Here is a 20,671-nt window from a genome sequence, read left to right as displayed (position 1 = left end):
AGCGCGGGCGGCGCCCGGCCCCCCCCCCCACCCGCGCCCCACTCGCGTGCGCGGCTGCGCCTTGCGGCCGGCTAAGCGGCGCGGGGCACCCCGCACGCGCCCCCCCCCGCGGGGGGGCCTCTTCTCATATAGTCCGGTGGGCTCAGATCACCGGGTCCAGCGAATTGCCCGGCGCGATGGCGCCGCAGTTCGCCGGCGCCGGCCGGCCCGCGAACCGGTCGTCGAGCCAGAGCAGGGCCTCCGGCAGCCACGCGATGGTCGACGGAGTGTGGCTGAGCAGGTCGTACTGCCGATACAGGATCGCGGAGTTCCCGGTGTCGCAGTACTGCCGGGCCAGGCTGCGCACGTCGCCTGCGACCATCACGCCGTCACCGGGGCCGGACACCGGCTTACCGTTGTCGGTCCCTTCCAGCACGCCGTTGGCGCCCTGCCCGATGAGCATCGGAATCGTCGGCGTCGGCGCCAGACCGAGGTCGACCTTGCGCACCGCCGCGACGAACGGCGCCACGCTGTTGGGATCGGCGTACTCCGGCTTCACCATCTGGGCCCAGGTCAGGCCCGGGTATTGGAACAGCACGTTGGCGATGGACGCGTACTGCATCTTGTTCAGGATCTCGGCGCCGTACGCACTCATATAAGGCGAGAAGTCGATGTCGTAGGAGCGGCCGATGCCGATCACCGCCATGGCCGCCACCCCGGCCCAGCCGAAACTGCCGTCGATATAGCGCAGGTTGCGTGCCGGATTGACCAGGACGCCACCTTCGGCCGCCCCGACCAGCTGCCGGTCGACATCCGGGGCGTAGACCGGCGCCAGGGCCGCGGCCCAGTTGGTGGCGATCGCGCCGCCCGAATATCCGAACAGCGCGACGCGGGTCTGCTCGTTCAGGCCGACCTGCGCCGAGTGGGTCGCCGCCCGGATCGAGTCCAGGGTGTTCATTCCGTACTCGGGGCCCGCGGCGAAATCGGCCGCCTGGCCCTCGGTGTCGGCGACGATGATCGTGTAGCCCTGCGCCAGCAGCGGCGCGATCAGCTCACCCTCCACGTTGTTCACCGCGCCGCCGAAGGACACATTGCCCGCGACCGATCGCGACGGCCCGTCCTCGGGATTGAGCGAGTCGTAGAAGGACTGGTAGGCAACGGCTTTCGCAGGATCGACGCCGGTCGGCGGCAGGAGTACGGAGGTGACGTTCACGGCCGGGCGCTGCCGGGCATCGGTCGTGCGGTACTGCAGCTGCACCGCCGTGACGGGCGTCGGGATGCCCGCGAAGTGGTACGGCATCGTCCGCGTCTGCAACACGGTTCCCGGTGCGATCGAGGACAGCGGCGCCGCGCCCGTGTACTCGTAGAACGAATCGGATGCCGCGTGCGCATTCGGTGCGAGACCGGTCGCTGAGCCGACGAGCAATGACATGGCCGCGACGGCGGTCGCGAGCTGAAGGACTGCGCGTCCTCGTTTCACCAGAGTCCCCTTCTACCCGAACCGGACACCTTCGTCCGGTTACTCGTTGGTAGTGTGAACCCAATCACCCTCGCACGTCAATATGGCGGAAATCAACTGCTCGGTTTCGGAAATCGGCTGCTTTCGATGGGTCTGCGCGTGCCGCTGCATCTACGGCTCAGCTGTAGATGAGCGGCTTTCTGGACGAAAAGCGCTGCGCAGCAACAAATTATGTTCGACATGGCCGATTCTTCCGCGCCGCTGCGAGGCTGTCCCGCGAACGCTATGAAGTGAAACCGTACAGTATCGGATAGTCGTCGTCAGGTGAGCGGAAGAAGTGCGTGAATAGCCTTGCGCTATCGCATCTCAGCCGAGTTCGTCCGACCCGCTTCGTCCAGGCCGTTCCATCTCGCCTGGTCCGGAACCTGCCTCCCGGCCTCGAGCGGGGCGAACCTGACATCCGGCTATTGACACCGAAAGTGCCGTCGGACACACTTGCGGCACGAAGTTGACATGACTGTCACGTCATAAACTGTTCAGGAGGCAACGGTGCCCGAAGTTCCCGATATGCGCGCTCTGGGCCGGAAGGTCAGCAATTGGGGTCGGTGGGGGACCGACGACGAGCGCGGAACCACGAATCTGATCACGCCGGAGCGGGTGGTGGCCGCGGCGGCGCTGATTCGCACCGGTGAGACCTTCAAACTCGGCATTCCGCTCGACGGTGACGGCCCACAGCCCGGCGGCGCGCGCATCAATCCGATCCGATTGATGTCGGAAAACGGCCAGGAACAGGTGCTTCCCGGCGGTTTCAAATGGGCCGACGACTTCGTCTTCATGCCGTTGCAGGCCGGTTCCCAATACGACTCGCTGGCGCATGTGCACTACGACGACGAGCTGTACAACGGACACCCCGGCTCCGGAGTGACGGTCAAGGGCGCCGACAAATGCGGTATCCACACCCAGTCCGGTGGCATCGCCGGGCGCGGCGTGCTGCTGGACGTGGCTCGCCATCGCGGCGTGGACTGGCTCGAAGCCGGAACCGCGATCGGTCCCGACGAACTCGACGCCGTCGCGGCCGCCCAGGGCGTGGATGTGGGCGCCGGCGACATCCTGTTGATCCGCACGGGCTGGCGCAGGAAATTCCTCACCGACGGTGATCCGCAGGGCTTCATGGCCGGTGAGCCGGGCCTGAGCCTGGCGTGTGCGACCTGGCTGCGCGACAAGGACGTGGCCGTCGTCGGCTCCGACAACTGGGCGGTCGAGGTGATGCCCGGCGAACATCCGGGAACCGCGTTCGAACTGCATATGGTGCTCATCCGCGATATGGGCCTGACCCTCGCGGAAATGCTCGACTTCGAGGATCTGGCGCGGGCGTGCGCGGGCGACGGACGCTGGGACTTCTTCTACGCCGGCCCACCCCTGCAATTCACTCGCGGGGTCGGCTCGCCGATCAACCCGCTCGCGATCCGGTGAGAAGGGTGCCTGCCATGCATGTCGAATCGGCGAGGAGTTCGGACAGATGCTGATCGGTGACATCGTCGAATACGGGGCGCGTAAACACCCCGACCGGATCGCGGTGCGCTTCGAGCAGGAGGCGATCGATTACCGGCGGTTGCGTGACGGTTGCCGCCGCCTCGCGAACGCGCTGCTCGGCGTGGCGGAGCCGGGTGACCGGGTGGCGATTCTGTCGGCGAACTGCCCGCAGTATCTGGAGTGCTACTACGGCGTTCCGATGGCGGGAATGGCGTTGACGATCCTCAACTTCCGGTTGCACGAGGACCAGATCGCCGGCCTGATCGAGCATTCCGGCGCCCGGGTGCTGATCGTCGCGGAGGAGTTCGCCGATCTCGTGGACCGCATCCGCGACCGGATCCCGTCGGTCACCACTGTGGTGTCGATCGGCGCCGCACCGGGCACCATCGGATGGGACGAGTTCGCCGGTACGGCCTCGGCCGCCGCGCCCGCCTACCGTCCCGATCCCGACGATGTGGCGTGGCTGGTCTACACCAGCGGGACGACCGGGGCGCCGAAGGGCGTCATGGTCTCGCATCGCAATCTCCTTGCGGGCGTGACCTCTTCGGCGCTGCACTGGACCGTCGCGGAGGAGACGGTTTTCCTGTTCTGCTTCCCGCTGTGCCATGTCGGCGGCTATGTGGTGCTGGTCAACCATCTGATCGGCGCCACTGTGGGCATCCTGCGCGCCTACGACAACGCGACCTTCCTGCGGGTGGTCGACGAATGGCAGGTGACCCAGACCGGGCTGGCGCCGACGATGATCAATTTCCTGCTGCAGGATCCGGCGTTGGAGCGGCATTCGCCGAAGACGCTGCAGGCGATCGGATACGGGTCCTCCGCCATCCCGTCCGCGGTGCTGCGCGCGGGACTGGAGCGGTTCGGATGCGATTTCTATCAGGGCATGGGGATGACCGAACTCGCCGGGAACGTCTTGCATCTGGACGAGGAGGCGCACCGGCGGGCGGCGCGCGGGGAAACCCATCTGCTCGCCTCGGCGGGTAAACCCATGCGGTTGGCGGATATTCGCATCGTCGACGAGGATTTCGCCGATGTCGCGCGGGGCGAGATCGGCGAGATGGTGGTGCGCGCGGACCAGGTGACCATCGGCTACTGGAACGATCCGCGCGCGACCGCGGAGTCGTTCACCGACGGCTGGTTCCGCACCGGCGATATGGTCCGCCAGGACGAGGAGGGCTTCGTCTACATCGTCGACCAGAAGAAGGATCTGATCATCAGCGGCGGTGAGAACGTCGCCTCGCTGACGGTCGAACAGGCGCTGTACCGGAATCCGCAGGTCGCCGAGGCCGCCGCCATCGGCGTCCGCGACGACACCTGGGGCGAGGTGGTGTGCGCGGTGGTCGTGCTGCGCGACAACGCGACCGCCACGGCCGCCGACATCATCGCCGGCTGCCGTGAACACCTGGGCGGATTCCAGGTTCCGCGGCGGGTGGAGTTCCTGGACGCACTTCCGAAGAACGTCACCGGCAAGATCCTCAAACGCGATCTGCGCGACCAGTTCTCCTGAACCACTCCGCGACCCGGCGGTCCGGTGGTGACGATGCCAGTCGCCACCGGACCGCCGTTTCGTTTCGCCGATGCCCCTGGCCGATCGCGATGAACGAGCGTGGACCGCCTACAGTGCCGAACCGCCGGCCCGCCGTCAAGCCGAGCGGTCGGCGCTCGCCGATGCCGCCGTTGTGCGATTACCCGAGGTGGCGTGGATTCGCGACCTGCAATCGCGCGAGAACCGCGGCCGAGATCGCCGCGCGCACGGCATCGTCGGTGTACGACACCGCGCCGGAGCGCAGCCGCGCGGCCAGCTCCGCTTCGGACTCGCAGCCCAGCCCCGCCAGCCGGCTGTGCACTTCGGCGGTGGCGGCGGGGCCTGCGGCCAGCTCGCGTGCGGCGATACCGAGCAGGTTGGCACACACCCGCAGCAGATAGCGCGAGCGCGACTGCTCGGGCGGGAGCGCGGGCCCGACCTCTGCGGACAGCGTGTCGGCGACCAGCTCGAGTATTTCGGTCGGATGCGGCCGATCGTGCACGGTAGCAGGCATGTCCGAGGGCGAGGGAACCGAAACGCTCTCGTCGAGCAGGCCCAGGACGGCGAGCAGATCGTATTCCGATTCGCAGACCCGGCGCCCGATCGCGGCGAGCTCGAGCGAGCGTTCGTCTCCGCCGAGATGCCGCTGCGCCTGAAAGCGGCTGAGTACCAGCCACTTCAGAGTGCCGAAGACTTCCCACCAGTGCAGCTCCGCCGCGGTGGGCCGGTAGCCCGCGGACCGTTCGTAACCGTCCAGAAGTTGCTCTCGGCTCCCCAGTCCACCCACCGGAGCCGCGGCGCCGAAGCGCCAGGCCCGCACACACAACCAGCCCAGATCCTCGATCGGATTGCCGAGATGGGCCAGCTCCCAGTCCAGTACCGCGCGCACGCCGTCCGGCTCGATCAGGAAGTTGCCCAGCCGGAAGTCGCCGTGCACCAGTGCCTTCGGGCGATCCGCGGGCCGGTGCTCACGCAGCCAGCACAGTCCGGCCTCGACCGCCGGCCGCGGATCGTCCAGGTCGCGATAGATCTGTTCGATGCCGGCGAGCGGATCGTGATCGTCGAGGATGTCCAGGGTGTCCAGTGGGGTCCGGTGAATCAGCCCGAGGACGTGGCCGAGATCGCCGGCGAGGCGCTCCCGCACCGCGGCGAAGGCCGGATCCCGTTGCAATTTGCGGGGAATCGACTCCCCGGCGACCCGCTCCATCAGCAGATAGGGGGCGTCGATGCCGGGCGCGGTAGCACCGTCCGCGAGGACGGCGGGCACGGGCACCCCGGCCGCACCGGCTGCTCGCAGACAGACCGCCTCCGCGTGCATGCGCGCGGGATCGCCGTGGCCGGGTGGGTCCCGCCGCAGCACGGCCCGCACCGCGGTGCCGGTCCCGTCGCGGGCCTCGATCGCATATACCTGCCGGCTCGCGCCACCGGTGAACTGCCGCAACACGACATCGGTGAGTTCGGTTTCGAGAGTGGCGGCCAGTACCGAGCGAACGCCGTCGGCGAGCGTAATCGACTCGGCAGCAGCCGATTCCGCGCTCACAGCCACGGCGCCGCCTCGGGGGAGCGCAGCAACCGGCGCGCGGTCGACATGCGATGCACCTCGTCGGGGCCGTCGTAGACGCGGGCGTAGCGGGCCTGCCGGTACATCCGTTCCAACGGGGTGTCGGCGGTCAGCCCGAGGGCCCCGTGTACCTGGATGGCGCGATCGATCACGTTGTGCAGCATCCGCGCACCCCAGAACTTGATCAAGCCGACCCGCACCCGATAGTCCTCACCTGCATCCATGGCGCGGGCGGCGTCGAGCGTCATCAGCCGGGCCGCGTGGATCTCGGCGGCCGATTCGGCGATGTACCGGTGGATTTCGCCCTTCTCGGCGAGCAACGATCCGTGTACGTATCGGGTGTTCGCCCGCTCGCACATCAATTCGTAGGCGCGTTGCGCCTGCCCGAGCCAGCGCATGCAGTGGAAGATCCGCCCCGGTCCGAGCCGGTCCTGCGCGACGATGAAACCCTTACCTCGCTCGCCGAGCAGATTGGCCGCCGGGACCCGCACATCGGTGAGCCGGACCTCGTAGTGATCGCTCGGATCGTGGCCCATGGTCGGGATGGAGCGGACGATCTCGAAGCCGGGGGTGTCGGTCGGCACGATGATCGCGCTGATCCGCGAGTGCCGGGGAACCGATTCGGGTTCGGTGCGGGCGAAGACCGTGCAGTAGGCCGCCTGGGCAGCGCCGGTGGTGAACCACTTGTGCCCGTTGATGATCCAGGTGTCGCCGTCGAGTTCGGCCTCGGTGGCGATCAGGGTGGGATCGGATCCCGCGACCTCGGGTTCGGTGAGGCCCACCGACGGCAGGATGTCGCCGGCGACCATGGGCGGAATCCAGCGGGCGCGCTGTTCCTCGGTGCCGTGCCGGTACAGCATGAGCGTGTCCTGCATGGATACCGAACCGACGGCCAGCATGCCGAATTCGGACCGGCCGATGATCTCGTTCAAATAGACGAAGTCGAGGAACGGCACCCCGCCGCCACCGAGTTCGGCCGGATGGCCCAGCGCCCACAACCCGAGTTCCTTCGCCCGCTCCTTCAGGCGGGCGAGGGTGGCGTGTGCGGTGTCGTCCTCGCGGGCCAGCACCGGCTCCGCGGGCACGACCTCGGTATCGATGAATGTGCGCATCCGCGCGGATAATTCGGCGATCTCGCCGTCGGGGCGGTTGACCGACATCACCGGTAACCTCCGTTCGTCGCCGAGACCTCGCGCAGCGGCTGCGTCGCCGCCGAGTCGACATATTCGTCGATCCTGGTGATGCGCCCGTCTTCGACGCGGACGAACAGGCTCGCGGGTACCTCCAGATCGCCGTGGCCGGGTAGATGGCCACGCACGACGTGCTGCTGCGCGAAGCCGTCGGTCAGCACATGGCGCCGAATATCCTCGTACCGTAGGTTTTCCACCGTGCGCGAGAGCCAGCGCAGCACCCGCAGATTCTCGGTGACGGTCTCCTCGGCGTTCTTGTCGTTGTGCCAGATCCGGGCGTCGGGCGCGTACAGCGCGGTCAGGGCCGCGGTATCGCCCGCGCTGACCGCGGCGAAGAAGCGGTCGGCCAGTTCATCCATGCGAAGGACCTCCGGGTCGTTCTCGTGCGGCTCACTGTGATGCCGCATTGCTGGGCCGCAGGCGGCCGCCCGCGGTGAGCAGATTGCTGTCGACGGGTTTGCCGAGCAGGCGCGAGATCAGCCGGGCGGCGTCGAGCGCCCGGTCGATGTCGATGCCGGTCTCGATGCCGCCGTCGTCGAACGAATAGGCCAATTCCTCGGTCGCGATATTGCCGCTCGCTCCGGGGGCGAACGGGCATCCGCCGAGACCGCCTGCGGCGGAATCGAATCGGCGGACGCCGTGTTCGTAGGCGGCCCAGGCATTGGCGAGTCCCTGCCCGCGCGTGTTGTGTAGATGTATGCCGAGTTCGGTATCGGGCGCCGCCGCACGTACTCGGTCGATCACCTCCGCGGTGCGGACCGGCGAGGCGGTGCCGACGGTATCGGCGACGGCGAGCGAATCGGCGCCGGAAGCCACTGCCCGCGCGGCGATCGCGGCCACCCGCTCCGGCGGCGTGCGGCCGTCGAACGGGCAGTCGAAGGCGATCGCGATGATCACCTCGAGTTGTCCGCCGACCGCATGAACCTGTTCGGCGATGGGGTCGATGAGAGCGATCGATTCGGCACTGTCGCGTCCCACGTTCGCCCGGCTGTGCCCGTCGGACGCCGACACGACGTACTCCAGCCGATGCACACCGGCGGTGAGTGCGCGCCGCACCCCGCCGAGCCCCGCGACCAGGGCGGAGAATTCCACGCCCGGCCACCGGTCCAGTTGTGCGGCAACGGCTTCGGCGTCGGCCAGGGCCGGTATCGCGCGCGGCGAGACGAACGAGGTGGCCTCGATCCGGCGCACCCCGGTGGCGACGAGGGCGTCGATGAAGGCGAGTTTGGCCTCGATGGGAATCGGTTCCTCGATCTGCAGACCGTCGCGCGGCCCGACCTCGCGAATGTCGACAGCGTTCATCCGATCGTGCCTTCGCCGCGCAGATTCGCCAGCCGGTCGGCGTCGTATCCGAGCAGCTCACCCAGTACTTCGTCGGTATGTGTGCCCGGCCGGCTCGGGCCACCCCAGCGCACGCCACCGGCGGTGGCGCTGAGTCGCGGCACCACACCGACGCCCTTGACCGGGACGGGATCGTATCCGGCGTCGTCGCTGCCGACGGACGGATCGACGTGGTCGACGAAGATGCCGCGCGCGGTGAACTGTGGATCCGCCATCACCTCGGCGACGGTGTTCACCGGGCCGGCGACCACGCCGTGGCGGTTCAGCAGATCGATCAGATCGGCGGCGGTGAAATCTCCGGCCCAGGCCGCGATCATCTCGTCGAGCTCGTCCTGCCGCTCACCGCGCGCCGAATGGGTGGAATACCGTGGGTCGGAGGCGAGTTCGGGCCGGCCCATCGCGGTGACCAGCCGCCCGAAGACGGTGTCCTGATTGGCCGCGATGATCACCCACAGCCCGTCCTTGGCCTTGTAGAGATTCGACGGCGCCACCCGGTCCAGCCGGGTGCCCGACGGCTGGCGCACATGTCCGGTCTTGTGGAAATCCGGCACCGTGGACTCCTGGATCGCCAGCGACGCCTCGGTCAGCGCCGCGTCCACCACCTGCCCGCGCCCGGTCCGCTCCCGCACCAGCAGTGCGGCGAGGACGCCCTGGAAGGCGAACAGTCCGGCCAGACTGTCCCCCAGCGACAACGCCATCCGCGGCGGCGCCTGCCCCGGGAATCCGTTGAGGTGGCGCAGCCCGCTGATGCCTTCGGCCACCGAGGCGTACCCCGCCCGGGACGCGTACGGCCCGGTCTGCCCGTAACCGGAGACCCTTGCCAGCACCAGCCCCGGATTCAGTTCCCCGAGCACGTCGTAGCCGAGACCCCAGCGCTCCAGCGTGCCGGGCCGGAAACTCTCGACCACGACATCGGCCGTGCGCGCCAATTCCAGGAAGATGTCGCGCCCCGCCGGGACACGCAGATCGAGGCTCACGCACCGCTTGTTGCGGGCGTGCACGGTCCAGAAGTACTGGTGGCCGCCACCGGCCGCCTGACCCCAATCGCGAAGGGGGTCGGGACGATCCGGCGCTTCGATCTTGATGACGTCGGCCCCCATATCGCCGAGCAGGCGCCCGCAGTACGGCCCCGCGATCAGTGTCCCCAGCTCGAGCACGCGGAAGCCGTCGAGCGGTCCGGCCGCCGGGTGCGCGGTATCGGCCTCGCCGTCGCCCGCGTCGGGATGTGCGGTGACCGGTGGGTCCGTTCTCATACTGCCTCCTGTCGTGTGCGGGACACCCGCACCCCGCGAAAATGCCGTTATCTGTCGTCCGGATCGAGACCCAGCGCGCTGACCGACATCTGGTCGAGGGTGTTCAGCAGCGCGTCCTCGTCGGCGTCCTCGCCCTGGATCAGCCACAGGTAGAGGGTGTGGTCGACCATCGCGGACATGGCCCGCGCGGCCAGTTCCGGATTCAGCGACACGCGAACCAAGCCCTCGCGCTGCCAGCGGGCGATCGACTGCGCGGTGCGCTCGATGAGTTGGCGCCGATGTTCGTGGCGCAGCCGCCGGAACTCCTCGTTGAAGGTCGCGACCTGTTCGACGATCGCCATCATCCGGGCATTGCGCCGGTAGGCCGCGTAATAGGACCGATTGGCGGCGATGAGCCGGGCGGCCGGCGAGAGTCCCGCGGGCGTGGGTTCGCGACGGTGCATATCGTCGAACAGCCGCGTGCTCAACTCGCCGAACACATGTTCCTTGGACTCGAAATAGCGGTAGAAGGTGCCGTAGGAGACGCCCGCCTCCTCGCTGATCTGTTCCACTCGGGTATCGAGGAATCCGACGGTCTCGAACACCTTGCGCGCCGCGTCCAGCAATGCGTCGCGTGTCTTGCGGCCCCGGGGCGTCAGGTTGTCGACGGGGGTGGGCGCGCTATTGACAGATGACTTCGGCACGGATCACACTATCCACGAACATGACATGACTGTCAAGTCAGTTCAGCCGGGAGAATCCCAGCTCACAGTAGAGGTGCGGACCCGTCACGGAGGTCGAATCGGCACCACAGCGGAAGGACTGCAATGAGCGCCGCCAACCCGAAATACGAACTACGCGGAATCAACCATCTCGCCCTGGTGTGTTCCGATATGCGCCGGACGATCGAGTTCTACTCCGGCACCCTGGGCATGCCGTTGATCAAAACCATCGAGCTGCCGCACAACCTCGGTCAGCACTTCTTCTTCGACTGCGGCGGCGGCAACACCATCGCCTTCTTCTGGCTCGCCGACGCGCCCGATGCCACCCCCGGACTGGCCGCGCCCAAAGGACTTCCGGACGAGGGGGAGTTGGTGAGCGGAGTGGGCTCGATGAACCATGTGGCGTTCGCCGTGCCGCCGGAACTGTTCGACGACTATTACCAGCGGGTGCAGGCCGAGGGCATCAAGGTCAGCCGGGTCCTCAATCACGACGACAGCCCCGCGGGAGTCTCCCGCGATGTGCACCCCGGAACCTTCGTGCGGTCGTTCTATTTCCAGGACCCGGACGGCGTACTGCTCGAATTCGCCTGCTGGACCAGAACTTTCACCGAGGCCGATGTCTCACATGAGCCGAAGACCGCCGCCGATCGCCGCGCCGCCGCCGAACTCTGACCCCGATCCACCCTCCGCGAAACCGCACTACCGAGAGGTTCGAAACATGCCCCGCCTGCGTGAAGTCCCGCGCGCCGAAGTTACCGACGAGCGGATCCTGTTCTATTACGACCGGCTGTTCGGACCCGACCGCGATCCGGCCGTCGACCACGGCACCGTCCACGCCACCCCCGGCGACTGGTGGACCGTCTTCGCGCAGTCACCGGAGGTGTTCCGGCACGCGGTCCGGGGATTCGCCGTCTACCGCAACTCCCGCCTGGATCCGTTACTGCGCGAACTGGGACAGTGCCGGGCCGGATACGCGCGCGGCAGTCAGTTCGTGTTCTCCCAGCACTGCAAGCAGATGCGGTCGCTGGGTGCGCCCGAGGAGAAGATCGCGGCCATCCCGTCCTGGCAGATCAGCGACTGTTTCTCCCAACTCGAGCGCGCGATTCTGGCCTACACCGACTGCCTGGTCCACGATGGCGGACGGGTGCCGGACGAGGTGTTCGCGGTCCTGCGAGCCAACCTCAGCGATCCGGAGATTCTGGAACTGACCTACATCACCGCGCTGTACGACATGCACGCCACGATGTGCCGCGCCCTGCGGCTGGAATTCGACGATCGCCCGGAACCCGTTGCGGAGGTGCAGATTCCGGAAGGTGCCGAGGTGCGCGATCTGTCGGCCGACCTGTCGGGGGAGTAGCTGCGAACCGGAAAGGCCGCCCCGCCGGCATCGGCGAGGCGGCCTTTCCTTGCGGCCGAACGGCTTCGGTTACGCCGACGGGCCGGGGGTCGCCTCGGCGCCGTCACGGAGCGCGGCGATCGTGTCGATCCGCGCGATTGCTTCCTCGATGATGCGGTCGATCAGCTCGGCCACCGTGGGCAGATCGTCGATGATGCCGGCGACCTGGCCCGACGCCAGCACACCCGCATGCGTATTGCCTTCCACCAGACCGGCTTTCAGCAGCATGGGAGTGTTGGCGGCCATGATCACCTGCGACCAGGTGAGGTCCTTCTGCTTGCGCATGGCAAGGCCGTCCTTGATCATGGTCGACCATTTCATGCCGGTCATACCCTTGAACTTGACGGCGTTCGAGACCGCGGCGACGAGGCCGCGATAGCTGCCCGAATGTTCCAGCTTGTCGACCAGTTCGGTGTTGAGCACGCGGTGCGGCATGCCGTCGACCTTCAGTGAGACGACCGTGTCCTGCAGACCGCGCGAAAGGTACTGCTGTTTCACCGAATCCGGCACACTCGAGTCCTGGGTGAGGAGGAACCGGGTACCCATCGCGACGCCCGCCGCGCCGTAGGCCAGGGCGGCGGCCAGACCGCGGCCGTCGAAGAATCCGCCGCCGGCCACGACCGGAATATCGACCGCGTCCAGTACCGAGGGCAACAGCAGCGTGGTAGCCACCGAACCGGTGTGCCCGCCGCCCTCACCGCCCTGCACGATCACCGCGTCCGCGCCCCATGAGGCGACCTTGACCGCATGCTTGGCCGCGCCGATGGACGGCATGACCACGACACCGTTGTCCTTCAGGCGCGCGATCAGTTCCTTCTTGGGGGCCAGCGCGAACGAGGCGACCTTCACGCCCTCGCGGATCATCAACTCGATCCGGTCGGGCGCGTCGGACAGGTCGGCGCGGATGTTCACACCGAAGGGCTTGTCGGTCTTGGCCTTCGTCTTGGCGATCGCGACCTCGAGTTCCTCGAGCGTCATCGTCGCCGAGGCCAGGATGCCCAGGCCGCCGGCGTCGGCGGTCGCGGCGACCAGACCCGGCCCGGCCACCCAGCCCATCCCGGTCTGCACGATCGGATGCTCGATGCCGACCAGTTCGGTCAGCGGAGTCCGCAGCCGGCCGCTCACGAGGCCACTTCCTTTTCCCGGATTCCCTTGGGATCCAGCACCGTCCGAATGATCCGCAGTTCCTCCTCGGTGGGCATGCGAGTCACCTCGGCGCTGTCCAGTCCGGCCACCTCGAACGCGGTGTTCTCGGCGACCTCGTCGGCGGTGACCCCCGGATGTAGCGACAGCGCCCGCAGGGTGTGGCCGGGACCGCCGAAGTCGAACACGCCCAGATTGCTGATCACCCGATGCAGGTGGTGGAACCGGTACGCCGGATTCTCGGGATCGATCTTGTCGTAACCGATTCCGCACACGATATCGACGGTCTCGCAGAACACGCGCTTGCTGTGCTTGGGCACGAAGTAGCTGGTCGCGTGGTTGATGGTGTTACCCGGTGCGCCGCGCACACCGAACATCTGCCGGCTCGGCTGCTGCAGCGCTCCGAAGGCGGACAGATTCTGGTTGCCGTAGCGGTCGATCTGGTTGGCGCCCATGACGACATGGCGCCGCCCGGAAGCCACGACGTCGAACACCTTGCCGAACGGAATCCAGCCCTCGGTGGGAGCCTTGGCGCCCAGCGCGGGGGTTTCGGCGAGCAGCAGGGACTCACCGTCGGAGATCAGCAGATCCGGTTCGAAGGTCAACCGTGCCAGCCGGGCCCCGATGGTGGGGGTCGGCGACATCGGGCTGGCCATGATCTCACCTGCGCCGCGGAAGATCTCGGCGCAGGCGACCGCGCACACCTCGGCGCGGGTCACAGTGGTGGTGTCGCTCATCGGCGCTCCTCGGATCGGACGGGGGCCTGGTCGAAACGCACACTCATCACGCCCGGGCGGGTGAACACCACGCGCATCCGGGTGCGAATCGAATGCTGGTCGCGGTGTGCGGAAGTGGTTGTCTGCTCGCTCATTTCACCTGCTCCGCCGCGAATTCTGCGACCGCGGAACGATACTCGTCCTCGGTCACGTCCAGATAGCGGGCCTTGAAGGCCGCCCAGGTCTCGGGATCCTTGGCCGCCTCGACGTAGTGGCGCTGGAACTTCTCGTCGCGGCCGTAGCTGCCGGAGAAGGTGAAGTGCGCGCCGTCCGGCGCCTCCACGACGCCGTCGACCATCATGCGATTGAGGATGATCGCCTGGTTCGGAACGGCTTTCACCAGTTCCTCGGTCTCGACCAGCCGATCCACCGACAGGAACCGCCGCTCCGCGGCCAGGCAGTAGAGATCGTCCATGTACGGGTCGACGCCGGTGTAGGCGGCGTTGCCGTGCTTGTCGCCGATGTCGAGGTGGACGAACGCGGCGTCCAGGGTCAGCGCCGGCATCGCGACCAGGGTTTCGGTACGGCCGTCGGCATCCGGATACGGTGACTGGACCGTCCGCAGTTCACCGTCCCAGAATGTCAGCACGTCCGACCCCAGCCCGGCGCGGGTGGGCAGGAACGGCAGCCGGGCCGCGGCCGCCTGCAGGCCCGATTTGACCATGCCCTCGTCCATTTCGCGGGAAACCAGCTCACCGCCGGTGCGCGCCTTGGCGAACCAGGGATCGTAGAACGGCGCCGAATCCAGGGATACGAATCCGTAGTAGGCCTTGCGCACCTTGCCCGCCGAACACAGCAGACCGAGATCCGGCCCGCCGTAGGTCACCACGGTCAGGTCGGTGACGTCCGAGCGCAGCAGCGCCCGCACGAACGCCATCGGCTTACGCCGCGAACCCCAGCCGCCGAGGCCGATGGTCATCCCGCTGCGCAGCTGGGAGACGGCCTCCTCCAACGACATCCGCTTGTCGCGCATGCTCATCGCACCTCCTGTGTCTTGCGGGACACCCGCACCCGGTCGGCCCGATGCGCGGGCTGCGCATTGTGGCTCATCGTGCCTCCTGCTGTGTCTTGCGGGACACCCGCACCCGGTCGGCGCGATGCGCGGGCTGCGCATTGTGGCTCATCGTGCCTCCTTCTTGGCCGCCAGATCCTCGTCGAACCGCGCCCGGATCTCATCGGCCACACCGGCGAGATTCAGCTCGAAGGTGAAGCCCTGTTCGAAGCGGTAGCTGCGGTGCACATCCTGCAGATCGATGCCGTTGAGCGCGCGCTTGGCGGCCCGGATGACCCGGCCGTCCTTGGCGGCGATGTTCTTCGCGACTTCCAGTGCGGCGGAATCGAGTTCGGCCCGCGGCACCACCTTGTGCACCGAACCGAAGTGGTGCAGCTGCTGTGCGGTGACGGTGGAGGCGGTGTAGAACAGCGTGCGCATCATGTGCTGGGGGACCAGCCGGGCCAGGTGGGTGGCCGCACCCAGTGCGCCGCGCTCGACCTCGGGCAGCCCGAAGGTGGCGTCGTCGGAGGCGACGATGACATCGGCATTGCCCACCAGGCCGATGCCGCCGCCGAGGCAGAAGCCGTTCACCGCGGCGATCACCGGCACCGGGCAGTCGTAGACCGCGCCGAAGGCGTCGTAGCAGCCGTGGTTGGCGTCGATGAGCGTCTGATGGCCCGGGTTGCGCTGGATCTCCTTGATGTCGACCCCGGCGTTGAAGCCGCGGCCCTCGGCGCGGAGCACGACGACCTTGGTCTCCGGGTCGCGCCCGGCCTCGCGAATCGCATCGGCCACGCCGAACCAGCCCGCGGTGGGCAGTGCGTTGACCGGCGGATAGTCGATCGTGACGACCTCGATACCCGAGGTCTCGGTGTGACGGTTGATCCCCATCGCATGTCCATTCGTTGGCAAAACAAGCAAGTGCTTGGTAGGTTAGCACGGTGGCAATCGAAGTGGACCTGTCCGGATCGGTAGTTCTCGTGACGGGCGGGGTCAGGGGCGTAGGCGCCGGCATCAGCCGGGTATATCTGGACGCCGGCGCGACGGTCGTGGTGTGCGCCCGCCGCCCCGGTGAGGCGGCGATCGAGAGCTCCGGCCGCACCGCCGAATTCCTGCCGTGCGATGTGCGCGACGGTGAGGCGGTCACCGGGCTGATCGAGACGATCGTGCAGCGCCACGGCCGGATCGACCATGTCGTGAACAATGCCGGTGGGGCGCCGTTCGCCCCCGCCGCCACCGCCTCCCGCAATTTCCATGCCAAGATCGTGGAGCTCAATCTGCTTGCCCCCCTGCTGGTTTCGCAGGCGGCCAATGCCGTGATGCAGCAGCAGCCCCAGGGCGGCTCGATCGTGATGATCTCGAGCGTCAGCGGCCATCGTCCCTCGCCCGGCACCGCCGCTTACGGCGCGGCCAAGGCCGGTCTGGACAGTCTGGTGTCCTCGCTGGCGATCGAGTGGGCGCCGAAGGTGCGGGTCAATTCGGTGATCGTCGGGATGGTCGGCACCGAATCCAGCCATCTGCACTACGGCGACGATGCCGGGATCGCGGCCGTGGAGGCGACCGTGCCGCTGGGGCGGCTGGCGACACCCGAGGACATCGGCCGGGTCGCGGTCTTCCTGTCCTCCCCGCTGGCCGGCTACGTCAACGGCGGATCGCTCATCGTGCACGGGGGTGGGGAACGTCCCGCCTTCCTGGACGCGGCGACCGTCAACGACGCGCAACCGGCCGCGCGATAACAGCCGCCAGCTGGTGACCGCGCCCCACTTCGCGACGAAAACCCTTACCGCACCGAGGAAATGAGAGCAGCAGATATGACCGACAACTCCGAGCGGATCTGTGCAGGACGCACCGTGATCGTCACCGGCGCCGGCCGCGGAATCGGCCGGGCCCACGCGTTGGCCTTCGCCGCGGCGGGCGCCAACGTGGTGGTCAACGACCTGGGCGCGGAACTGGACGGCGCCCCCAGCGCCGATTCGCCCGCCGCGCAGGTGGTCGAGGAGATCGTGCAGGCCGGTGGCCGGGCCGTCGTCAACGGTGACGACGTGGCGGACTGGGCCGGTGCGAAGCGGCTGATCGGCCAGGCTGTGGAGACCTTCGGCGGCCTCGATGTGGTGGTGAACAACGCCGGTATCGTTCGCGACCGGATGCTGGTCAATCTGGCCGAGGACGAGTGGGATGCCGTGATCCGCGTCCATCTCAAGGGCCACTTCGCGACCATGCGTCATGCCATCGAGTACTGGCGCGCGGAATCCAAGGCCGGTCGCGCCCGCGACGCCCGCATCATCAACACGAGCTCGGGTGCCGGTCTGCAGGGCAGCGTCGGACAGGGCAACTACGCGGCGGCGAAGGCCGGTATCGCGGCGCTGACCATCACTGCCGCAGCGGAATTCTGGCGCTACGGGGTCACCGTCAACGCCATCGCGCCGTCCGCGCGCACCCGCATGACCGAAACCGTCTTCGCCGATATGATGGCCCGCCCCGACGACGGCTTCGACGCGATGGCGCCGGAAAACGTCTCGCCCCTGGTGGTCTGGCTGGGCAGCCCGGATTCGGCCGGTGTCACCGGGCGCATGTTCGAGGTCGAGGGCGGCAAGGTGGCATTGGCCGACGGCTGGCGCCACGGTGTCGCCGAGGACCGCGGTGCACGGTGGCAGCCGTCCGAATTGGGACCGGTGGTGCGTGAGTTGATCGCCAAGGCAACCGATCCCGAGCCGGTCTACGGAGCCTGAGCACCGCAATCCTCACAGCAACGATCCGCGCCGGTGAGATCGCGTTCCGCCGCATCCTTCCCGCGGCCGCGATCCGCCGGCGCCGGTTTGTGAATTGCCTTGTGCCCGTGCCGATGACGTCCTCTTTTCGGTTCGCCGATGGTGAGTGGGCTGGGTCACCGCGGCAGTCGATTCCGCTTTCCGCAACGCGACGGGTGATCGGCCTCACATGATCTCGCTGCGCGAGCAAACTGTCGGCAGTTAAGATGGGCCCGCATTCGTTCGGTCCCGGAGGTTTGTAGCGACCGGGGAGAAATCTGCGCTGAGAAGTTGAGGGAAGGCAAGCGCATGACCATGGGTCGCATCGCGCGCGTTGTTGCGGTAGCCGGATTGATCGGCAGTTGCGGGGTCCTCGGCCCCCTGGTGGCCAACGCTCAACCAGCCACCCCTGCTACCGCCCCGCACCCCTCGCCGACAGCCCCGCACAGCTCGCCCTCCGGCAATCCGAGCGCCGCGCAGCCCGATGCCGCGACGCCCGTTCGAGATTCCGCAGCTCGGCCGAGTGCCACCGCGTCAGCGCCCGATGATCCGGCGGGCGGGGTCACCCCGGTGTCGCAGCCCGCGGCCGGGCCCGGCGTGGTGGCACAGCAGGGGCCGTCCGGTTCGGCGGGGCCCACTCCGTCCGACGACGGCCAATACGACGGCCACCTGACCATTCCCGGACGCTCGACCACGTCGTCGACGCCGGCGCCATCGCAGGTTTCCGCACCGCCGCCGCCCATCACGCCGACTCCGGTTGCCGGTGAAGGCTTTGCGGGCCTGGCGAGCATTCTGGGCACCGGCTCGGCCGCGGTCGGATCGGCGGCCGCGGGTTCGGCCGCGTCCGGCTCGGCGCTGACCGGTTCGGCGTTGGGCGGAACCGGTTCCGCCGCAACGGGTTCGGTGGGCGCGGCCACGGGATCCGCCCTGGCCGGAACCGGCTCCGCGGCCGCCGGTACCGGATCGGCCGCTGCCGCAACGGGTTCGGCGGCTACCGGTTCCGCGCTCGCGACCACCGGATCGGCCGCCGCCGGAACCGGTGCGCTGCTGGCCGGGCTGCTCGGCACGGGCTCCGCCGCCACCGGATCCGCGCTCGCGGGCCTCGCCGGGACAGGTTCCGCCGCAACGGGTTCCGCGCTGGCAACGCTGCTCGGCACCGGCTCCGCGATCACGGGATCGGCTGCGGTGGGGTCGGCCGCCGCGATGTCGCCGTTGCTGCTTCTGCTTCTGCTGCAGCCGGTTCCGCCACCGCCGGTACCGGCAGCGCCTCCGCTCGCCATCCCGCCGGTGCCGCCGGTCCCCGCCGTCCCCGCGGTGCCGGGTGCGCCTTTCGTCGCCGCACTCCCGGCGCCCGCCGCGGTCCCGCCCGCGGCGCCACCCGCACCACCGGCTCCTGCCCCGGCGGACCCGGCGCCCGCACTGGCCCAGTCGAATCCAGCCGTGCGTCCTACCGCGGCCAGTAGCGGCCTGCCCGAGGTCAAGACGCTGGCCGTGCTCGGCGGCGTGATCGCCATGGCGCTGGCCGCGGCCGGCTCCGGCGCGGTGAGTTTCCAGAGCGCCTCCGCCGCGCAGGCGCGCGTCGACGCCGCACGCGCGGAATTCTTCGGACCGAGGGCCTGAGGGGGCGCGAGATGACCGAGAGCCGGATTCAGACGGGCCGCTCCTACCGCCGCGTCGCCGCCGCCGTCGACGCGGTGTGCGCGGTCGCCGCCGATTTCGACGCCACCACGTTGGAGGAGGTGGTCCTCGCGATCTCCGCCGAACGCGGCCGCCTGATCGAAATCGCCGACGCCCAGCTCGGACCGGGTGTCTGCGGTCAGCGCCGCAGCTATCCGGACAAGGACGTGATCGTGCTGGCCGCCGCCCTGCCCAGCCGCGACCACACCCTCGCGCACGAACTGGGCCATGTGGTCTTCGACCACCCGGGTGAACCGGCCGCCGAGGTGACGCTCGAGGCCAGCGACGATCTGATCGCCTACATGCTGTCCCAGCGCGCGCATCAGCGGATCGTCGACGACGGGCGCGACGATCAGTACGAGTGGGAGGCCGAAACCTTCGCCGGCATGCTGATGACCCGCCTGCGCGTCTTCAACAATCGCGGCGCCGGGGTCTCGGTGCTCCGATTCGACGAGGCTCTCGGATGACCGAGGGGACCGGAGGCGGCAGCGTGCGTAACCACGGAGGGCCCCTCGGACATCCGCAGAAGACTCGGATGACCGAGGGGACCGGAGGCGGCAGCGTGCGTAACCACGGAGGGCCCCTCGGACATCCGACGACAGGCACGGGGTAGAAACATGACGTTCTGGTTGACTGCGCTGTTGGTGTGGATGGCGGCCGGCGCCCGCATCGGTCGTGTCCTGGTGAAGCCCGCGACCACGGCCCGGGTGGCGATCGTGATCGCGGTCGCGGCGGTGGCCGCCGCGGCCACCCTCGGCATCCCGGAGATCGCGGTCGCGGTGGATCACGCACTGCCGCAGGGGATCAACGGCCAGGCTCTGGCCGACCGGCTGGTGGCGGCGACCTGGCTGCTGTTCGCGGTGGCGACGTCGGTGGTCGCGGCCGCCGCCTGGCCGGTGGTCTCGCGCCGGAATCTTCGTCAGATCGCCTGGCTGGTCTACGGTTTCGGCGCGCTCGTCATCGCGGCCACCATCGGGTGGTCGATTCTGTTCGGCTGGGTCATGACCTTGCTCGGCGGCGTCTTCGTCGCCGTGACCGGCCTGCGCAATCTGGACTGGACGGCGCTGGGGCGCGGTATCGCGCTCTACACCGCCGGCACGGTGGTCGCGGGAGTCCTTGCCGCGCTGTCGATTCGGCGCCTTGCGATCGGTGAACAACCCGCGCGCCCCGGCGATCCGGGCTGGTTCTGGCCGGCCTGGCAGCTCGCGAGTCTGCTGATCGCGGTCGGTGCGGTGTGGATCGTGATCGAGCTCTGGGTGCGGGCGCGCCTGCTGCTGCGCCAGATTCGGACCCTGCATCGCACCATGATCAAGCGCTTCCCCGAGGTGGTGGCGCACGAGCAGACGGTGTCGGCCACTCAGCTCAAGGCTTCCGATCAGGTCGCGCAGATCATGGA

Annotated in this window: 21 protein-coding genes; 9 read left to right on the top strand and 12 right to left on the bottom strand. The window is 68.5% G+C overall.

Going from position 1 to position 20,671, the window contains the following annotated elements; translation table 11 throughout:
• Window positions 1–142: 142 nt before the first annotated feature.
• Complete coding sequence (locus tag A5789_RS32685; RefSeq protein ID WP_063010037.1) at window positions 143–1,459, bottom strand: lipase family protein; 1,317 nt, start codon at window positions 1,457–1,459, stop codon at window positions 143–145.
• A 546-nt stretch (window positions 1,460–2,005) separates the two neighbouring features.
• Here A5789_RS32685 and A5789_RS32680 point away from each other — a divergent pair.
• Window positions 2,006–2,911, top strand: a complete 906-nt coding sequence (locus A5789_RS32680; protein ID WP_064901577.1) for a cyclase family protein — start codon at window positions 2,006–2,008, stop codon at window positions 2,909–2,911.
• Between the two features lie 46 nt (window positions 2,912–2,957).
• Window positions 2,958–4,478, top strand: a complete 1,521-nt coding sequence (locus A5789_RS32675; RefSeq protein ID WP_064901579.1) for an AMP-binding protein — start codon at window positions 2,958–2,960, stop codon at window positions 4,476–4,478.
• A 178-nt stretch (window positions 4,479–4,656) separates the two neighbouring features.
• Here A5789_RS32675 and A5789_RS32670 read toward each other — a convergent pair whose 3' ends face one another.
• Genes A5789_RS32670 through A5789_RS32645 form a run of 6 tightly spaced genes read right to left on the bottom strand, consistent with a single transcriptional unit; the run spans window position 4,657 to window position 10,524 of the window.
• Window positions 4,657–6,042 carry a phosphotransferase family protein gene (locus A5789_RS32670; protein ID WP_227462831.1) on the bottom strand — a complete coding sequence of 462 codons (1,386 nt, stop codon included), beginning with the start codon at window positions 6,040–6,042 and terminating at the stop codon, window positions 4,657–4,659.
• The gene (locus A5789_RS32665; RefSeq protein ID WP_181068512.1) at window positions 6,033–7,217 is read right to left on the bottom strand and encodes an acyl-CoA dehydrogenase family protein; all 1,185 of its coding nucleotides are present in this window, start codon (window positions 7,215–7,217) and stop codon (window positions 6,033–6,035) included. Before A5789_RS32665 ends, A5789_RS32670 begins: the two co-directional genes overlap by 10 nt.
• Complete coding sequence (locus tag A5789_RS32660) at window positions 7,217–7,606, bottom strand: nuclear transport factor 2 family protein (RefSeq protein WP_030518675.1); 390 nt, start codon at window positions 7,604–7,606, stop codon at window positions 7,217–7,219. The genes A5789_RS32665 and A5789_RS32660 overlap by 1 nt, the downstream gene beginning before the upstream one ends.
• Before the next feature lie 31 nt (window positions 7,607–7,637).
• The gene (locus A5789_RS32655; protein WP_064901580.1) at window positions 7,638–8,549 is read right to left on the bottom strand and encodes a hydroxymethylglutaryl-CoA lyase; all 912 of its coding nucleotides are present in this window, start codon (window positions 8,547–8,549) and stop codon (window positions 7,638–7,640) included.
• Window positions 8,546–9,841 carry a CaiB/BaiF CoA-transferase family protein gene (locus A5789_RS32650; protein WP_082856656.1) on the bottom strand — a complete coding sequence of 432 codons (1,296 nt, stop codon included), beginning with the start codon at window positions 9,839–9,841 and terminating at the stop codon, window positions 8,546–8,548. The genes A5789_RS32655 and A5789_RS32650 overlap by 4 nt, the downstream gene beginning before the upstream one ends.
• 47 nt (window positions 9,842–9,888) lie before the next feature.
• A complete protein-coding gene (locus A5789_RS32645) occupies window positions 9,889–10,524 on the bottom strand; it encodes a TetR/AcrR family transcriptional regulator (protein ID WP_064901583.1) in 636 nt (211 codons plus the stop codon).
• A 123-nt stretch (window positions 10,525–10,647) separates the two neighbouring features.
• On the opposite strand from A5789_RS32645, the gene A5789_RS32640 reads away from it, so the two are divergent.
• Together A5789_RS32640 and A5789_RS32635 are read left to right on the top strand one after the other, a co-directional pair.
• The gene (locus A5789_RS32640; protein WP_063010029.1) at window positions 10,648–11,214 is read left to right on the top strand and encodes a VOC family protein; all 567 of its coding nucleotides are present in this window, start codon (window positions 10,648–10,650) and stop codon (window positions 11,212–11,214) included.
• A gap of 46 nt (window positions 11,215–11,260) precedes the next feature.
• On the top strand, window positions 11,261–11,899 hold the full coding sequence (locus A5789_RS32635; RefSeq protein ID WP_064901585.1) for a carboxymuconolactone decarboxylase family protein: 639 nt from the start codon (window positions 11,261–11,263) through the stop codon (window positions 11,897–11,899).
• Between the two features lie 69 nt (window positions 11,900–11,968).
• On the opposite strand, the gene A5789_RS32630 is transcribed toward A5789_RS32635, so the two are convergent.
• The 5 genes from A5789_RS32630 to A5789_RS32615 form a co-directional block, all read right to left on the bottom strand.
• Window positions 11,969–13,063, bottom strand: coding sequence for a nitronate monooxygenase family protein (locus A5789_RS32630; protein WP_030518669.1), 1,095 nt, complete (start codon window positions 13,061–13,063; stop codon window positions 11,969–11,971).
• Window positions 13,060–13,818: a CoA-transferase subunit beta gene (locus A5789_RS32625; RefSeq protein ID WP_064901587.1), complete on the bottom strand. Its 759-nt coding sequence runs from the start codon at window positions 13,816–13,818 to the stop codon at window positions 13,060–13,062. Before A5789_RS32625 ends, A5789_RS32630 begins: the two co-directional genes overlap by 4 nt.
• The gene (locus tag A5789_RS37090; protein WP_156511191.1) at window positions 13,815–13,952 is read right to left on the bottom strand and encodes a hypothetical protein; all 138 of its coding nucleotides are present in this window, start codon (window positions 13,950–13,952) and stop codon (window positions 13,815–13,817) included. The genes A5789_RS32625 and A5789_RS37090 overlap by 4 nt, the downstream gene beginning before the upstream one ends.
• A complete protein-coding gene (locus A5789_RS32620; protein WP_082941114.1) occupies window positions 13,949–14,830 on the bottom strand; it encodes a CoA transferase subunit A in 882 nt (293 codons plus the stop codon). Before A5789_RS32620 ends, A5789_RS37090 begins: the two co-directional genes overlap by 4 nt.
• A gap of 147 nt (window positions 14,831–14,977) precedes the next feature.
• The gene (locus A5789_RS32615) at window positions 14,978–15,742 is read right to left on the bottom strand and encodes an enoyl-CoA hydratase family protein (RefSeq protein ID WP_063006811.1); all 765 of its coding nucleotides are present in this window, start codon (window positions 15,740–15,742) and stop codon (window positions 14,978–14,980) included.
• 50 nt (window positions 15,743–15,792) lie between these two features.
• On the opposite strand from A5789_RS32615, the gene A5789_RS32610 reads away from it, so the two are divergent.
• From A5789_RS32610 to A5789_RS32590, 5 genes are all read left to right on the top strand, one after another.
• Entirely contained in the window at window positions 15,793–16,587 is a 795-nt protein-coding gene (locus A5789_RS32610) for an SDR family oxidoreductase (protein ID WP_369801631.1), read from the top strand.
• Between the two features lie 75 nt (window positions 16,588–16,662).
• Window positions 16,663–17,580 carry an SDR family oxidoreductase gene (locus A5789_RS32605; protein WP_064901592.1) on the top strand — a complete coding sequence of 306 codons (918 nt, stop codon included), beginning with the start codon at window positions 16,663–16,665 and terminating at the stop codon, window positions 17,578–17,580.
• A gap of 327 nt (window positions 17,581–17,907) precedes the next feature.
• Window positions 17,908–19,218, top strand: coding sequence for a hypothetical protein (locus tag A5789_RS32600; protein ID WP_155525666.1), 1,311 nt, complete (start codon window positions 17,908–17,910; stop codon window positions 19,216–19,218).
• A gap of 11 nt (window positions 19,219–19,229) precedes the next feature.
• On the top strand, window positions 19,230–19,742 hold the full coding sequence (locus A5789_RS32595) for an ImmA/IrrE family metallo-endopeptidase (protein ID WP_063010015.1): 513 nt from the start codon (window positions 19,230–19,232) through the stop codon (window positions 19,740–19,742).
• Window positions 19,743–19,892: 150 nt separating this feature from the next.
• Window positions 19,893–20,671, top strand: a 779-nt coding sequence (locus A5789_RS32590) for a hypothetical protein (protein WP_064927427.1), incomplete at its 3' end; no start/stop codon positions are given.

Source organism: Nocardia sp. 852002-51101_SCH5132738, assembly GCF_001665695.1.
GTDB lineage: Bacteria > Actinomycetota > Actinomycetes > Mycobacteriales > Mycobacteriaceae > Nocardia > Nocardia nova.
The sequence above is the reverse complement of the archived record's forward strand: the minus strand, read 5'-3'. Positions and strand labels throughout refer to the sequence as shown.